The organism is Shewanella chilikensis (assembly GCF_037953065.1).
GTDB lineage: Bacteria > Pseudomonadota > Gammaproteobacteria > Enterobacterales > Shewanellaceae > Shewanella > Shewanella chilikensis.
Window position 1 is genome coordinate 2,888,744 of record NZ_CP149966.1, and the last position, 15,390, is coordinate 2,904,133.

General features: G+C 53.1%; 15 protein-coding genes. 9 read left to right on the plus strand and 6 right to left on the minus strand.

Annotated features, from left to right (window positions below; translation table 11 throughout):
* Positions 1-105 precede the first annotated feature (105 nt).
* Genes WKR14_RS13090 through pspA form a run of 5 tightly spaced genes read right to left on the minus strand, consistent with a single transcriptional unit; the run spans position 106 to position 4,053 of the window.
* The gene (locus tag WKR14_RS13090) at positions 106-1,239 is read right to left on the minus strand and encodes a TIGR01620 family protein (protein ID WP_339086429.1); all 1,134 of its coding nucleotides are present in this window, start codon (positions 1,237-1,239) and stop codon (positions 106-108) included.
* A 3-nt stretch (positions 1,240-1,242) separates the two neighbouring features.
* Positions 1,243-2,679, minus strand: a complete 1,437-nt coding sequence (locus tag WKR14_RS13095; protein ID WP_224866389.1) for a YcjX family protein — start codon at positions 2,677-2,679, stop codon at positions 1,243-1,245.
* 54 nt (positions 2,680-2,733) lie between these two features.
* The gene (pspC, locus tag WKR14_RS13100) at positions 2,734-3,123 is read right to left on the minus strand and encodes an envelope stress response membrane protein PspC (protein WP_101053376.1); all 390 of its coding nucleotides are present in this window, start codon (positions 3,121-3,123) and stop codon (positions 2,734-2,736) included.
* Positions 3,116-3,349 (minus strand): envelope stress response membrane protein PspB, encoded by a 234-nt coding sequence (pspB, locus tag WKR14_RS13105; RefSeq protein ID WP_101053374.1) that lies wholly within the window; start codon positions 3,347-3,349, stop codon positions 3,116-3,118. The genes pspC and pspB overlap by 8 nt, the downstream gene beginning before the upstream one ends.
* A 20-nt stretch (positions 3,350-3,369) precedes the next feature.
* Positions 3,370-4,053: a phage shock protein PspA gene (pspA, locus tag WKR14_RS13110; RefSeq protein WP_039033897.1), complete on the minus strand. Its 684-nt coding sequence runs from the start codon at positions 4,051-4,053 to the stop codon at positions 3,370-3,372.
* Positions 4,054-4,232: 179 nt separating this feature from the next.
* Here pspA and pspF point away from each other — a divergent pair, with 179 nt between their 5' ends.
* The 9 genes from pspF to ung all read left to right on the plus strand — a co-directional run bounded on the left by pspF (position 4,233) and on the right by ung (position 13,298).
* A complete protein-coding gene (gene pspF / locus WKR14_RS13115) occupies positions 4,233-5,312 on the plus strand; it encodes a phage shock protein operon transcriptional activator (protein ID WP_165565285.1) in 1,080 nt (359 codons plus the stop codon).
* A 226-nt stretch (positions 5,313-5,538) separates the two neighbouring features.
* The gene (locus WKR14_RS13120) at positions 5,539-7,143 is read left to right on the plus strand and encodes an ABC transporter substrate-binding protein (RefSeq protein ID WP_339087751.1); all 1,605 of its coding nucleotides are present in this window, start codon (positions 5,539-5,541) and stop codon (positions 7,141-7,143) included.
* Positions 7,143-8,174 (plus strand): ABC transporter permease, encoded by a 1,032-nt coding sequence (locus WKR14_RS13125; RefSeq protein WP_101053464.1) that lies wholly within the window; start codon positions 7,143-7,145, stop codon positions 8,172-8,174. Before WKR14_RS13120 ends, WKR14_RS13125 begins: the two co-directional genes overlap by 1 nt.
* The gene (locus tag WKR14_RS13130) at positions 8,161-9,051 is read left to right on the plus strand and encodes an ABC transporter permease subunit (RefSeq protein ID WP_039033894.1); all 891 of its coding nucleotides are present in this window, start codon (positions 8,161-8,163) and stop codon (positions 9,049-9,051) included. The genes WKR14_RS13125 and WKR14_RS13130 overlap by 14 nt, the downstream gene beginning before the upstream one ends.
* 2 nt (positions 9,052-9,053) lie before the next feature.
* On the plus strand, positions 9,054-10,061 hold the full coding sequence (locus tag WKR14_RS13135; protein WP_339086433.1) for an oligopeptide/dipeptide ABC transporter ATP-binding protein: 1,008 nt from the start codon (positions 9,054-9,056) through the stop codon (positions 10,059-10,061).
* Complete coding sequence (locus WKR14_RS13140; protein WP_101053366.1) at positions 10,042-10,827, plus strand: ATP-binding cassette domain-containing protein; 786 nt, start codon at positions 10,042-10,044, stop codon at positions 10,825-10,827. The genes WKR14_RS13135 and WKR14_RS13140 overlap by 20 nt, the downstream gene beginning before the upstream one ends.
* Positions 10,828-10,943: 116 nt before the next feature.
* Entirely contained in the window at positions 10,944-12,146 is a 1,203-nt protein-coding gene (fabV, locus tag WKR14_RS13145) for an enoyl-ACP reductase FabV (RefSeq protein WP_101053364.1), read from the plus strand.
* Between the two features lie 229 nt (positions 12,147-12,375).
* Positions 12,376-12,588, plus strand: coding sequence for a TOBE domain-containing protein (locus tag WKR14_RS13150; RefSeq protein WP_025010701.1), 213 nt, complete (start codon positions 12,376-12,378; stop codon positions 12,586-12,588).
* 35 nt (positions 12,589-12,623) lie between these two features.
* Positions 12,624-13,298, plus strand: a complete 675-nt coding sequence (gene ung, locus WKR14_RS13155; protein WP_339086436.1) for a uracil-DNA glycosylase — start codon at positions 12,624-12,626, stop codon at positions 13,296-13,298.
* Between the two features lie 109 nt (positions 13,299-13,407).
* On the opposite strand, the gene WKR14_RS13160 is transcribed toward ung, so the two are convergent.
* The gene (locus WKR14_RS13160) at positions 13,408-15,267 is read right to left on the minus strand and encodes a SurA N-terminal domain-containing protein (RefSeq protein ID WP_165565286.1); all 1,860 of its coding nucleotides are present in this window, start codon (positions 15,265-15,267) and stop codon (positions 13,408-13,410) included.
* Positions 15,268-15,390 lie beyond the last annotated feature (123 nt).

Sequence of the window (15,390 nt, forward strand, 5' to 3'; positions counted from 1 at the left end):
CCATCCCTTATATTGTTATTCGGCTTCTCGCCCGGGATGATTCAGTTGTCCTGGCACCAACATACTGAGTCAGCAAGACTTGCCCAAATCGGCAAGCAAAAATCATTACCCCTTGGTTGTAAAATCTTTGTTACGTTCAGTTTTTCTGGCCAGCACTGAGGCGGAAAAATCCTTCAGTTCCAATAGTAGTTCTTTGTGGATCCGCGACAGTTTGGGCTTGCTGGCACTGGAAAATGCCAGCGGCCGACAAAGCGCCATCGCCTGATAGCCAAGTCTCGCCGTCAACAAACCGCCCCCCAGTCCCTGACCGAGCCGCGCCGAAAGCTTGCCGGACATCTCTACCGACAGCAATTGGGTACCCAAGTCGCTAGCAAGCTCTGTGGTGCCTGCATAGAGAATATTAACCAGGATCCCGCGGATCAGCCGAATACGGCTCCAATAACCCAGCTCTACCCCATAACAGCGGGCGATATCCTGGATCATCTTCTGATTGCGCCAGAGGATCAGCGCCATATCCAGTACCGCCAGCGGGCTGGCCGCCAACAACAACGCCGATTCGGCCGCATAACGGCGCACCAGCTTCATTCCAACCTTGTCACGCTCGGTCAGCACTACCTGATCAAACAGTTGCAACTGCTCAGCATCATTCTGCTCCGGATTCAGCAGCGTCTGCAGCCTGTCCTGCTCCGGCCCCTTGGGCATCTGCTTGCAAATACCATAGATAAAATCGCGCGCTTCGCCCATCTGCATACTGCCGAGCAGGCGTTGCCCGGTTTGCTGAGTATCTTCCACCTGGCGCAGGCGTTTGAGTTTACGCCACTCCCCGAAACAAAGCTTGCCAACCCAGGCCAGCACCAAGGCTAGCACCAGGCTGTAAAAACCAAACAGCCAAGGGCTTTCCCGCCAGGCATCGATAAGACCAAGCAGTGTCTGCACCACAACAGCCGCCATCACGCCCAGCAGAGCCAAACGCGCCAACCAGGACCAGCGTTTGGGCTTGAGGGAGATGAGTTGATCTGCCTTGGGCTGTGCACTCAGCACTTGTTCCAGTTCGGCTTCTGTGGGGTATTCAACAAAGTCATCGCCTTGGAAATCCTTGGCCGCGGCCAATTCGACGGCGGATTCCGGCTGATGACTGAAAATTCTCTGCGGCGCCAACTCTGTGGTTTGCGCTTCATCAGCGTGACTGCCGTTGCCGGCAGCATTGTCAACACGCTTTTCTGAACTGTGTTTTGCCACGACTTACCTCAACTTGTCGCCCAAAAGAAACTCCAGCAGGTGATCGAGCCGGATATGTTCATAGCCTAGTTCCGGTTGGCTGTCGGGCGGCGCAAACTCACAGAAATGAAATCCCTGCCTTTGCCAAAACGCTTTCTCAGGCAAGGCTCTGGGCACCTCGCCCGGATACAGGGTCACCTTCTGGCCATCGCTCATGCGCCTGCCACAGACTACTTCCACTTCTGCGCCATCGGCATCTTTTACCATACCGTGACGGGTCGCCTTGATGGCGCTGATGGCCATGGTTTCCACCCTACTGCCGGCAAATCCGGCCTGTTGCCGACTGGGCGCCAGCATGGCACTGAGCAGTGACAACACATTGCCCTGCTGATCCCGGGTCACCTGATCGACTTTACTGGCGGCAAACAGCAGAGTATCTATTCGAGGAGCAAACAAACGGCGCAGCAAATTGGACTGGCCATACTGGAAGCTGGCGCTAATGGCATTGAGTGCTTCGGCCATATCTTCAAACTGCGCCTTGCCACGATTAAGGGCGCTGAAACAATCCACCAGAATTAACTGACGGTCGAAACCGGCAAAATACTCCTGATAGAAGGGCTTAACCACCTTGGCCAGATATTGCTGATATCTGTGCCTGAGCACCTGATAATTACTGCGACGTCCGGCCGATGCCAGTTGCTGTTTGTCTTTGAGTTGCTCGGGTAACAGGGGAAAAAAGGCCAAAAGTGGCGTACCGGCCAGTTCTCCGGGCAGCAACATTCGCCCCGGCTGTGCCTGATAAAACCCCTGTTGATGCACCAGATCCAGCAGTAGTAACCGATAACTTTCGGCAATGGCGGCCAGCGCCTGATCGTCGGCATCGGCGTACAAATCCAGCGCCGCCAGCGCTGCAGCAAATTTAGGGTAAAGAGGCGAGGCTTCCAGGGTTGATTGCCGAGCAAAACGGGTTTCGGACCAGCGGTTAAAGTCCTGACTCAACATGGGCAAGTCCAGCAACCACTCCCCGGGGTAATCGACTATGTCAAGATGCAGCTTGGCGCTGTCAGCCAATTTTGCCAGCATCCCTCTTGTAGGCACATATTTGAGCGTCAGCCGCAGCTCACTGATACTGCGGGTCGATGCCGGCCAACTGGGCTTGGCCGCGGTCAAGCTGGCAATCGCCGCATCAAAGTCAAAACTGGCTATGGTCAAATCCGGCTGCAGCTCCCGCCTAACCCCGAGTAAACGTCCGTCGCGGCACACCTGAAATAGGGGTAAGCCCCTGCCATCAGCCTCAGTACCGGCGCGCAGCAGTCTATCCACCAGCGCGGTAATAAAGGCCGTCTTGCCGGCGCCGGAAAGGCCGGTAACCGCCAACCTAAGATGCCTGTCTGTAGTGCGCTGTGCCAACTCGCGGGTTTTATATTTGAGTTTGCCGAACTCTTGCCTGACGCTTGCCATAAGTCTCCTGATACAAACAAACGGGGCGGTAAACACCGCCCCTTGAACAAGGATTTATAGGTTGTTGAACTGTCTTTTCAACTCGAACTGCTCAGAGGTGACATGTTGTTCGAGTGCCCTGAGCCTATGCTCCAGCGATTGAAAGCGATTGCTTACATCTCTGAGCGCTTGCCCGGCGGGCTCCCCGGCTTGCCAGACCTTTTTCTTGACCCCAATGTCCTTATGGGTGTCTTTAGCTGTCCAAGGTTTGACATCCAGTATCATCCACAGCACCAGATAGGTGATAATCACCATTCCATAGCCACCGAGCACAAGGATTGAAACCGTAGCGACCCGAACCAACCAAGGTTCCAGATTAAAGTACTCGGCTACCCCGGCACAGACCCCGGCTATCTTCCTTTGCTGGGGAATGCGGTAAAGAGTACGCTTGCCTGATTCAGTCATGACGTTGCCTCCATTCCGGGGACTCGGCATCCAGGATGGCTTCCAGCGTTTCAATCCTTTGGCCCATCTTATCAGCTGTGTCTATCAAATCGTTAAGCTGTTTGAACTCTGCCTCGGTAAGCCCCTGGCTCACCTGACTTTTACTGCGATAATGCAGAATCAACCAGATTGGCGCCACAAAGATCATGAAGATAATCAGGGGTGCCAGCAGTAAGTCCATATCCATAAATCACCTCTGAGTCTGTATTATTTTTTGGTTTTGGCGCTATCGCCTTTCACCTTGGCCTTCAAGGCTTCCAGCTCGGCGCTGACAGAATCTTCGGCCTTGAGTGCCGCAAATTCCTCTTCCAGACTGGACTTCTTGCCACCCAGATCATAGGACTCAACTTCAGCCTCCAGACCTTCGATGCGACGCTCATACTGTTCAAACTTGAGCATGGCATTGTCGATTTTGCTGGAATCCAGCTGCTTTTTCACTTCCAGGCGTGAAGAAGCAGTTTGCTTGCGCATTATGATGGTCTTCTGGCGAGCCTTGGCATCGGCCAGCTTTTCCTGCAGTTGACCCACTTCCTCTTTCAGGCGGGCGATATGCTCTTCAACCACCTCGAGCTCTTGCTCCAGGGTTTGCGCCAGCGCTGCGGCTTTTTGCTTTTCAACCAGCGCGGCCTTGGCCAGATCTTCCCTGTCCTTGGTCAGTGCCAGCTCGGCCTTTTCCTGCCAATCCTGCACCTGAAGTTGCACTTTGCCAATACGGCGGAGTAACTCTTTCTTCTCTGCCAATACTTTAGCCGAAGTAGAACGTACTTCAACCAGGGTATCTTCCATTTCCTGAATGATCAGGCGCACCATTTTTTCCGGATCTTCTGCCTTGTCCAGCAAGGCACTGATGTTGGCATTAATGATGTCGGCAAAACGTGTGAAAATTCCCATAATCCTGTCCTCTACATTTATTGTGGGTCTCGGTTCTTGTAATACAGATCCCGTGCCAACTTTTAATTTGTTAATAATATCAATGAGTTAATATAAATCTTAACTTTTGCTTTATTTATTTAACCTACCCGCATATTATGATTTTCACCAATTATTAGCGTTAAAGACTAACTGTTATCGTGGCCAATCCCTATCAGCAAGACAATCTTATCGGTCAATCCAATGCCCTGTTGGAGGTGTTGGAGCACGTTTCCCAAATCGCACCACTGTCCAAACCTGTGCTTATCATAGGTGAGCGGGGGACGGGTAAAGAGTTGATCGCCGAACGTCTGCACTATCTTTCCCAACGCTGGGATCAGAGTTTTATCAAGCTCAATTGTTCCTCTCTGAGTGAAAATCTACTGGAAAGTGAACTGTTTGGCCATGAGTCCGGCGCATTTACCGGCGCCAAGGGACGTCATGAAGGCCGCTTCGAGCGCGCCGACGGCGGCACCCTGTTTCTTGATGAGCTGGCCAATACGTCCGGCCTCATTCAGGAGAAGCTGCTGCGGGTTATTGAATATGGTGAATATGAAAGGGTGGGCGGCAGTAAGACCCTCAATGCCGATGTACGTCTAATCTGCGCCGCCAATGAAGACTTACCCAGTCTGGCGGAAGCCGGCGAGTTTCGAGCCGATCTGCTCGACCGTTTGGCATTCGATGTGATCACCCTGCCGCCGCTGCGCTGCCGCCGGGAAGATATTCTGCCATTGGCCGAATACTTTGCCGTGGGGATGGCGCGCCAGCTCAAGCTGGAGCTGTTTACCGGTTTTGCCGCCGCAGCCGTGGCGACCATGATGGATCACAACTGGCCGGGTAATATTCGGGAGCTTAAAAATGCCATAGAGCGCAGCGTCTATCGCCATGGCCATAACCCCGAACCGATTGAAAACATAGTGCTCGACCCCTTTGCCTCGCCCTACCGGCCCACCAAGCGAGTCAAGACCCATAGTCGCCAGTTGGCGACCGCTGAAGTTGGCAATGAAGTCCTTGCCGGCAGTGCCGCCGCACCGACGAGCGATAGCCCGGAACCTTCGGCAAACCAGATACAGTTCCCGGTGGACTTCAAACAATGCTGTGAAGACTTCGAGACCGACCTGATTCAACGTGCGCTCAGTGCCAGCCAGTTCAATCAAAAGAAAACCGCCGAGCTACTGGGACTTAGCTACCATCAGCTCAGAGGCATACTGAAAAAATACAATTTGCTCGATAAGGCATAAGCCGATTGCCCAGGTAACGGCTGCACTGCTAAAATGTTCGGTCAACATCTGAATAACTAACGATTTTGTAATGAATCTGCTGACGTTAAGCCCCGGGCGAGGCTCTGATGCAATGGCGCAAGTCTCCAGGAGCAAGCTCTACGGACGCCTTGCCACTGGGCGTTTATTCCGCTCATGTCGGCGCCTGAAACTGACCGGGTGCATACTGACCGGCCTGGCTCTGACAATGCTGCTTGGCGGCTGTGGTCAACAGAAAGTGCCTTCCGGCCTGGTTTACTGCTCCGAGGGCAATCCCGAGTCGTTCAACCCGCAGCTGGTGACCTCGGGAACCACAATCGATGCCACCTCGCACCAAATTTATAGCCGCCTGGTGGATTATGATCCCGAGAGCGGCGATATCATCCCGGCACTGGCAACCGAGTGGCGAATAAGCGAAGACGGCCTCAGTTATGAGTTTGAGTTGCGCCAGCGTACCCTATTTCACGAACAGCCATACTTTCACCCCAGCCGGCATTTCAATGCAGATGATGTGCTGTTCAGTTTCAATCGCATCATAGACAAACAGCACCCTTTCCATGAGGTAGCTCAGGGCGGTTACCCCTTCTTCCAAAGCATAGGCTTTGCCGGGCTGATAAAATCCATCAGCAAACTGAGCGAATACCGAGTCAGATTTGAACTCAACCAACCCGATGCTTCATTCCTGTCCAATCTGGCCACCGACTTTGCGGTAATCCTTTCCAAAGAGTATGCCGATCAGCTTCTCGCCCAAGGCAGCCCACAACAGTTGGATAACCAGCCGGTAGGGACAGGCCCCTTTATGCTGGTGCAATACGTTAAGAATGAATATATCCGCTACCGGCGCCACCCAGGTTACTGGGGCAATATGCCGCAGTCTGAAATGCTGGTGTTCGATATCACGCCACGAAGCACTACCCGCCTGGCCAAGCTGATCACCGGCGATTGCAGCGTCTCGGCCTTGCCCAAGGCCGGTGAGTTGCCGGTTATTGAGCAGCACGACAACCTGGTTTTGGAGAGCCGCCCCGGGATGAACGTGGCCTATTGGGCCTTCAATACCCAAAAACCGCCGTTCAATGATGTCAGGGTCAGACGGGCGCTGGCCTACGCCATCGACAAGCAAAACCTGCTCAAAGCCGTTTATCAGGACACTGCCGTCGAGGCAACCGGTATTCTGCCGCCCTCCTCCTGGGCCTATTCCGATTCAGCCAAGAGTTATGAATATGCTCCTGACAAAGCCAGAGCGCTGTTGGATGAAGCCGGCATAGATAAACTGGAGCTGGATATCTGGGCGATGCCTGTGGCACGAATATACAACCCCAATGCGCTGAAGACCGCCGAGCTGATCCAGGCCGATTTGGCGACCATAGGTGTCAAGGTCAATATCGTCAACTACGATTGGAGTGTGTTCACCCAAAAACTGGCGCGCAGTGACTATGACTCAGTACTCATCGGCTGGAACGCCGACAACAGCGATCCGGATAACTTCTTTACCCCCTTGCTCAGTTGTGGCTCCATCGCCTCCAACAACAACCGTTCCCGCTGGTGTAACCCCAAATTTGACGGCCTGCTCAACCAGGCCAGACGCGTGACCGACAGAGAAAGTCGCAGTTTGCTGTACCGCCAGGCCGAGGCGATTCTGGCACAGGATATGCCGCTAGTGAGTCTGGCACATGCCAAACGTATGGCGCTAAAAAATGCCAGCGTGACCGAAACCAGCCTAACGCCTTTTGGCGGTATCGCCTTTGCCAACATAGGCCACGGCAATAAAGCGACTGCTGATGCCCCAATGCCGCCCGCAAAGGATCAAGAATGATGGCTGCTTACCTATTGCGCAGACTCAACCTCTTTGTCGCCACCTCTATGCTGCTGATTGGTGTACTCTTCTATGCCACCAGTTTGTTTCCGGTTGACCGCATCTACGCCCTGACCGGGATCCAGGCACCGACTGATGCCCAGGAGGCGCAAATCATTGCCGATTATCATCTCGATGGCGGCTCTTTTGCCCAGTTTATGGGTTATTTAACCCAGAGACTCAGTGGCGATCTCGGTATTTCGGTGACCTCTCAAAGGCCAGTGGCAGAAGAGCTGTTGGCGGTATTGCCGGCCTCTTTCGAACTGGCGACTGTATCCGGTTTATTTGCCATCATCTTCGGGGTGCCACTGGGGGTGCTGGCCTCATTGAGTAAACAGAAACTAACCCAAAACGCCATCATGGCGGTAACACTGACAGGTTACTCAATTCCGGTATTCTGGCTCGGGCTGTCCCTGTCACTCTGGTTCGGTGTCAGGCTGGGTTGGCTGCCAATTTCCGGCCAGATAAACCTGCTCTATGAAATCAAGCCTGTGACCGGCTTTATGCTGATAGACACCCTGCTTTCCGACTCGCAATACCGCTTATCCGCCTTTAAGGATGCCGCCTTGCATATAATCTTGCCAGCGCTGACCTTGTCTGTGTTGCCCTTTACCGTGGTGGTACGTATTACCCGCTCGGCGATGATGAATGTGATGAACCAGACCTATATCCGCGCCGCCGAGGCAAGAGGTCTGCCAACCAGCAAAATCGTTTTGCGCCACGCCCTGCCCAATGCCTTGATCCCCTTGCTCAAGCATCTGGGACTTATGCTGGGGCCATTTGCCAGTTATGCCATAGTGGTGGAGGTAATCTTCAGTTGGCCTGGAGTAGGCTCCTGGCTGGTATCTGGTATCTATCAGCGGGATTACACTGTGATCCAGGGCGGTACACTGGCGGTAGCGCTGCTGATTATCTTTCTGAGTATTCTGATTGAAGTGCTGCATACGGCCACCAATCCGCTCAGCAGGAAGGAACTCTATGCCTCAAATTAAGATTTATCAGGAAGACGATATTCCGTCCCCCAGCCTCAAGCTCTGGCGTACCTTTGCCGCCAACCCTTTTGCGCTTGCCGGGCTTTGGGGAGTGCTCTGCCTGCTGATCCTGACAATGTTCGGGCCCATGATGGCCCCTTACCCGGCCGATTTTCAAGATCCCAACGCCCTGTTACTGCCACCATCCTGGGACGATCTCGGCACGGTTGAGCACTTTCTCGGTACAGACGATCTCGGCAGGGATATCTTTTCCCGCCTGCTGCACGGCACCAGCTACACCTTCGGCATGGCGCTGGCGATTGTTGCCACCGCGCTCCTGGTCGGATTTATCATAGGTTCATTCTCGGGGATGATGCGCGGCCTCAAGTCCAGTATCCTTGGGCACCTGCTCGATGCCTTGCTGTCGATTCCATCACTCTTGATGGCCATTTTGGTGGTGGCGGTAATGGGCCCAGGGCTGATGAACGTATTCTGGGCCGTGGGGATTGCGCTCACCCCTCAGTTTGTGCGCGCCATACATCAAGCCGTGCATGAAGAGTTGCAAAAAGAGTATGTCACCGCCGCCAAGTTGGATGGTGCCAATGGTCTGCAGATATTCTGGTTTGTGATTATGCCCAATGTCTGGGAGACTGTGATTATTCAAACCACGCTGGCAATATCAGCGGCCATTTTGGATATCGCCGCGCTGGGTTTTCTCAACCTCGGCGCCCAGGCGCCCAAATCCGAATGGGGCGCCATGGTGTTCCAGGGGCTGGATAACCTGCTGACCGCTCCCTGGACTGTGACCATTCCGGGAGCCGCTATCCTGCTGAGTGTATTGGCCGTCAACCTGGTCGGCGATGGACTGAGATCGGCGCTTGCGCCCATCAGAAACTGATTATGCCATTACTCGATATACGAAATCTCACCATAGAACTGGACACGCCACAAGGGCGGGTCAAGGCGCTGGAAAAAGTCAGCCTGACGGTCAATGCCGGAGAAATCCATGGTCTGGTCGGTGAATCCGGCTCGGGCCGCTCTCTCATGGCGCGGGCCATTCTCGGTATTCCCGGCCCCAACTGGACTGTCACCGCCGATCGCATGATGTGGGATGGCCGCAACCTGATGGAAATGACCCATGCAGAACGCCGTAGTCTGATGGGCTCTGATATGTCAATGATATTTCAGGACCCTTCCGGCAGTTTCGACCCGGCGCTGACCGTGGGCAGCCAATTGATTGAAGCCATGCCGTTGAATAGGCAGACACCTTTCTTTCGCCGCAGTAAAGAGCGGCACCTCACTGCCCAGAAATGGCTGCACAAAGTGGGGGTCAAAGAGCCGCGGCGGGTGCTGGCCAGCTACGCCTGGGAACTCTCCGAAGGTGAATGCCAGAAAGTGATGATCGCCATGGCGCTCGCCAATCGCCCCAAGTTGCTGATAGCCGATGAACCCACGGCTTCGATGGAACCCAGTACCCAGGCGCAGATTTTTCGTCTGTTGACCCAGCTCAATCAGTTGCAGAACGTCGCCATCTTGCTGATCAGCCACGAGCTGGACACACTGTCGAACTGGTGTAACCGCCTGACTGTACTCTACAGCGGCCAGGTGATGGAATCCGGCCCTACCGCAGAGCTTCTTGAGCAGCCCTATCATCCCTATACCAAGGCGATGCTGGATAATATGCCGGACTATTCCGGCCCTGCAGCCCACAAGACGCTGATGCCGACCCTGCCGGGCTCAGTGCCAGCGCTGCAACATCTGCCGATAGGCTGTCGCCTGGGGCCTCGCTGCCCGGAAGCCCGCAAACAATGCGTGGTGCAACCGCAACTGAGCCATCACAAAGACAGATATTACGCCTGCCATTTCCCTTATCAGAGTGAGCCTATTGATGACGACTCCCTTGCTTAAAGTCACGGACCTGAGCAAACGCTACTTCAGCGGCTACAAGGGCTTTCGCCGCCAATATACTGAAGCTTTGGCGCCCATTTCGTTCGAACTCAACAGTGGCGAAACCCTGGCCATCGCCGGTGAAGCCGGCTCCGGCAAAAGTACTTTGGCCCGCATTTTAGTCGGCGCCGAGTATCGCAGCGGCGGACAAATTCTGTTCAATGGCGAGCCGCTCGACAGCCATGATCTGAAACAGCGCTGCAGACTTATCAGGATGATATTCCAGGATCCCAACACCTCACTCAACCCCAGGCTGACCATAGGGGAGTTGCTCAATGAGCCGCTGAGATTTAATACCCGGTTGTCGGCCCATGCCCGCAGCGAACAAGTGATTGAGACCCTGCGCAAAGTCGGCTTGCTGCCGGAACATGTGGAGTTTTACCCCCACATGATTTCCGAAGGTCAGAAACAGCGGGTGGCGGTGGCTCGGGCCTTAATGCTCAACCCGAGGATCATTATCGCCGATGAAGCCCTGACGGCCCTGGATCTCTCGGTGCGGGCGCAGATCCTCAACCTGCTGCTCAAGCTACAAAAAGAGATGGGACTTTCCTATATATTTGTGTCCCACAACCTCAATGTTATTCGCCATGTAAGCGACAAGATCATGGTGTTGCACAAGGGGGTGATGGTGGAAAAAGCCGCCACTGAGACCCTGTTCAATGACCCGCAACATGAATACACCCAAAGATTGCTGCAAGAGCAGGCACAATTGACCCGCAAGCGTTGATAAGGGTTCAAACTGCTCCAACCACTGCCCCGTCGGCAGGCTTTTTGAAAAAATCAGTACCAATTCAAGTTGAAATACTTATCCTAATGACAGTTTTCGGAAGAAGAAGCTAAGACATGATTATTAAACCTAAAATTCGTGGTTTCATTTGTACCACTACTCATCCTCTGGGCTGTGAAGCCAACGTGCTGGAGCAGATCAACACCACCAAGGCCAAAGGCAAGATAGCCAATGGCCCCAAGAAAGTACTGGTGGTAGGTTCTTCCAGTGGTTATGGTCTCTCCTCCCGTATTGCCGCCGCCTTTGGTTCCGACGCTGCCACTATAGGGGTCTTTTTTGAAAAGCCCGGCACTGAAACCAAACCAGGCACAGCCGGTTGGTACAACTCGGCGGCGTTTGACAAGTTTGCCAAGGCAGAAGGCCTGTATTCCAAGAGCATCAACTGTGATGCCTTCAGCCATGAAGCCAAAGCCAAGGTGATTGAGCTGATCAAGGCCGATCTGGGCCAGATAGACATGATAGTTTATTCACTGGCCTCGCCTGTGCGTAAATTGCCTGACAGCGGCGAAGTGATCCGCTCAGCCCTCAAGCCTATCGGCGAGTCATATCGCTCTACCGCGGTGGACACCAACAAAGACACCATCATTGAAGCCTCGGTTGAACCGGCCACAGAGCAGGAAATCAACGACACTGTGACTGTGATGGGTGGTCAGGATTGGGAACTGTGGGTAGATGCCCTCGACAAAGCCGGTGTGCTGGCCGATGGCTGCAAGACAGTAGCTTACAGCTATATAGGTACAGAGCTGACCTGGCCTATCTACTGGCATGGTGCTCTGGGTAAAGCCAAGATGGATCTCGACCGCGCCGCCGGCGAACTGAACCAAAGACTGGCCGCCAAGGGTGGCAGTGCCAATGTCGCCGTGCTCAAGAGTGTGATCACTCAGGCCAGTTCGGCTATTCCGGTAATGCCACTGTATATCGCCATGGTCTTCAAGAAGATGCGCGAAGAAGGCCTGCATGAAGGCTGTATGGAACAGATTTACCGTATGTTCAGCGAGCGCCTATACAAGGCCGATGGCAGCAAGCCAGAAGTAGACGATGCCAACCGCCTGCGCCTGGACGATTGGGAGCTGAGAGAAGACATCCAGCAGCATTGTCGCGATCTCTGGCCACAAATCACCACAGAAAACCTCAGTGAGCTGACTGATTACCGTGAGTACAAGGCCGAATTCCTTAAGTTGTTTGGCTTTGGTATCGAAGGCATAGACTATGATGCCGACGTTAATCCAGCCGTTGAGTTTGACGTGATTGAACTCTAAATTGAAACAATAACGCTGACCGAAAAACGCCGCTATCAAGCGGCGTTTTCTTTTACCACCACAAGTAAAGGTTAAATTATAAGCTTTCAGGCAATGAATCGACCGTGGGCATTTTACCTATGGTTGCAGAATCAGCGCTTGGAGCCCAAATTTGTCGCTCAGGCATCCATCTTGAGGACGATTGAGTTTATACTCTTTACCTTGCTAATTATTCTTCCAGGAGAAAACCATGAAAATCAGTGCACGCAACTGTCTTGGCGGTACCATCAAAGCCATCGAAGAAGGCTCTGTAAACAACGAAGTCACCATTGAACTGGCTCCGGGTGTCGAATTAACTTCCGTAGTCACCAAAGCCTCCTGTGAGCGTTTAGGGCTTAAAGTCGGTGACAGTGCATACGCACTGATCAAAGCCAGCAGCGTAATGCTGGGGGTTGACGAATAATCAATGAGCAGCGCCGCAAGGCGCTGCTTTTTGTTATGCATACGGATATCAGTTGGGCCAAAGTGCTGGGCCCTGAAAAACAACAAGCCTATTTTCAAAAGACGCTGGCTTATATCAACGCCGAGCGTGCCCGGGGAAAAATCATCTACCCTCCCAAAAACAATACCTTCAACGCCCTGCGTTATACACCACTATCAGAAGTCAAAGTAGTGCTCCTGGGACAAGATCCCTATCATGATCCAGATCAGGCCCACGGCCTGTGCTTCTCAGTGCCCAAAGGGGTGATGCCACCGCCTTCATTGAAGAACATGTTTAAGGAGCTAGCCAATACAGTCCCGGGATTTCGCTATCCAAGCCATGGCAATCTTTGCAGCTGGGCCAGTCAAGGCGTGCTGCTGCTCAATACTGTGCTCAGTGTCGAGCGTTATCAGCCACATTCCCATGCCCATATCGGCTGGGAACTATTCACCGATAGAGTGATAGAGGCGGTCGATAAATACACAAAAAGCGTGGTGTTTCTGCTTTGGGGGAAGCCTGCCGGGCTCAAGGCTCAGCGGATTGATGGCAGCAAACATCTTATCTTAAAGGCCCCTCACCCATCGCCGCGCTCGGCTCACAGAGGGTTCTTTGGCTGTAATCATTTCAATCGGGCCAACGATTACCTCATAACCAAAGGCAAGGCGCCCATAGATTGGCGCTTACCAGACTAACCTGCCGCTCGCCAAAGTCCTGGCACCCTGGTTAACCACAGAACATAAATCCCAGACATAAAGAAGCCGGTCACTTGGACCGGCTTCTAAGCTAAATCAATGAAGCTATTTACTCATCGCCTTCCGGGTAAACGATTTCAGCTTTGGCCTTCAGCATATCGATAACAGCGCGATAGTCATTCTCACCGTACTGGCTATTAAGACCTTGCTTAATGGCCGCAACCTGATCGGCAGGTACGCTTTCAGTGGCATGGATTGCATCCAATACCACTACCGCATAACCGGTCGCCAGCGATACAGTATCAACGCTCAAGCCCTCTTTGGCCTTGGCCATCTGGAATGCCTTGCTCACCAAAGCCGAATCTACGTCCTGGGTGAAACGTCCCAGGTTAGCACGGCTCTGCAGCGCGATATCAGCACTGCCTTCTTTGAGCTTGACCATGTATTCCTGCGCCTTGTCACGAGCAATCTCATTAGCCTTTTGCTGCTTAAGACGCGCTTCAATGGCAGGCTTCACTTCGGCGAATTCCAGCGTGCCGGCTTGTTGATGTTCCTTAACGCGGATAACCACGACATGGTTGCGCTCTACTTCAAGCAGCTCACTGTTCATACCTCCCAGTACATCACTGGAGAAGGCGGCCTTGGACAGCTCCGGCTTATCGAAAGGCGCAGGCGCGTTATCACGGCCGAACAACCGGGTAGTCTTGATCTCTGCACCAACGGCCTTGGCCGCCTCCTGCAGGTTATCAGGGATTTCATAGCTGGTATCGGCCAGTTTTTGCTGCAAACCATAGAATTGGTTGACTGCTTCATCCTGCTTGAGTTGGGCAACTATCTTGTCTTTCACTTCGGCGAAAGGAGCAGTCTGACCGCTTTGGATATCCAATAACTTGATGATATGGAAACCAAATGGTGTCTTGACCACTTTGGAGACATCACCCTTACTCAATGCAAACAGAGCGTCATCAAAAGCAGGATCCATCACACCAGGCTCAAACCAACCCAATTCACCACCCTTCTCACCGCTCAAGGTATCCTGGGAATCGGACTTGGCCAGCGCAGCAAAATCAGCGCCGTTTTCCAGTTGCTTATGAATATCCTCGGCCTTGGCTTCGGCGTTGTCGGTCGAGGCATCAATCAGAATATGGGCAGCCAGACGCTTTTCGGCAGTCTGATATTGATTCTGATGCTCATCATAGTAAGTCTTGGCTTGCTCATCGCTGACCTCAATGCTATCGGCCAAATCTTTGGCATCAAGCTCAACATATTCCAGACTGACCATCTCCGGACGTTCAAATTGGGCCGGATTGGTGTCGTAGAATGATTTGACTTCCTCTTCGGTCACTGTCGCTTGGCCCAGGAAAGGCTCAGCGTCAACCAAGAGATAGCGAATATCACGGGTTTGTCCCTGCAGCTTTGCCAGAGATTCGGCTTCACCATTGAGAACAAACTCACTGCCAATCAAGGCGCTAATCAGCTGTCGACGAGTCATGTCCACCCGCATGCTTTCACGGAAAGTGGCTTGTTGATAGCCCAGTTGGCGCAGAATCGCTTCGAAGCGATCGTTGTCAAACTTGCCTTCAGTCTGGAAAGCCGGTTCTTGTCTAATGGCTTCTGCGATTTGAGCATTGGACACTCTCAAGCCCATTTCAGCAGCGGCTTGATCCAGCAGCTTTTGCGCTACCAGACGTTCAAGCACGCCTTGCTTGATACTGGCCAGATAAGCATCATTGGCCGCCAGGGCGTCAAACATCTCACCCAACTGTTGTTCCAGACGGGCACGCTCGCTTTGATAGGCCTGGTCCAGTTCGGTTGTGGAAATCTCTTCACCATTGACTGTGGCGGCCGGAGCCACTGAGGAGGAACCCAGGTAACTGCTTACACCAGCAAATGCAAAGGAAAGTATCACCAGTACCAAAATACCTTTGGCTATTACGCCCTGTGACCCTTCGCGAATCTTCTCTAACATCAGACGTCTCGCTTAGCGATTAATAGTAAAAAAAAGGCGCATCTCTTGTGGGATGCGCCTATCTGTAACATGAATGGAGTCTGCAGACGCTACTTCAGCTTATCCTCACACTCCGAAACGTCG

Coding starts and splice junctions, on each gene's coding strand:
- WKR14_RS13095 (WP_224866389.1), bottom strand. CDS start 2,679: ATGGCAAGCGTCAGGCAAGAGTTCGGCAAACTCAAATATAAAACCCGC.
- pspC (WP_101053376.1), bottom strand. CDS start 3,123: ATGACTGAATCAGGCAAGCGTACTCTTTACCGCATTCCCCAGCAAAGG.
- pspB (WP_101053374.1), bottom strand. CDS start 3,349: ATGGATATGGACTTACTGCTGGCACCCCTGATTATCTTCATGATCTTT.
- pspA (WP_039033897.1), bottom strand. CDS start 4,053: ATGGGAATTTTCACACGTTTTGCCGACATCATTAATGCCAACATCAGT.
- WKR14_RS13120 (WP_339087751.1), top strand. CDS start 5,539: ATGCTGCTTGGCGGCTGTGGTCAACAGAAAGTGCCTTCCGGCCTGGTT.
- WKR14_RS13125 (WP_101053464.1), top strand. CDS start 7,143: ATGGCTGCTTACCTATTGCGCAGACTCAACCTCTTTGTCGCCACCTCT.
- WKR14_RS13130 (WP_039033894.1), top strand. CDS start 8,161: ATGCCTCAAATTAAGATTTATCAGGAAGACGATATTCCGTCCCCCAGC.
- WKR14_RS13135 (WP_339086433.1), top strand. CDS start 9,054: ATGCCATTACTCGATATACGAAATCTCACCATAGAACTGGACACGCCA.
- WKR14_RS13140 (WP_101053366.1), top strand. CDS start 10,042: ATGACGACTCCCTTGCTTAAAGTCACGGACCTGAGCAAACGCTACTTC.
- fabV (WP_101053364.1), top strand. CDS start 10,944: ATGATTATTAAACCTAAAATTCGTGGTTTCATTTGTACCACTACTCAT.
- WKR14_RS13150 (WP_025010701.1), top strand. CDS start 12,376: ATGAAAATCAGTGCACGCAACTGTCTTGGCGGTACCATCAAAGCCATC.
- ung (WP_339086436.1), top strand. CDS start 12,624: ATGCATACGGATATCAGTTGGGCCAAAGTGCTGGGCCCTGAAAAACAA.
- WKR14_RS13160 (WP_165565286.1), bottom strand. CDS start 15,267: ATGTTAGAGAAGATTCGCGAAGGGTCACAGGGCGTAATAGCCAAAGGT.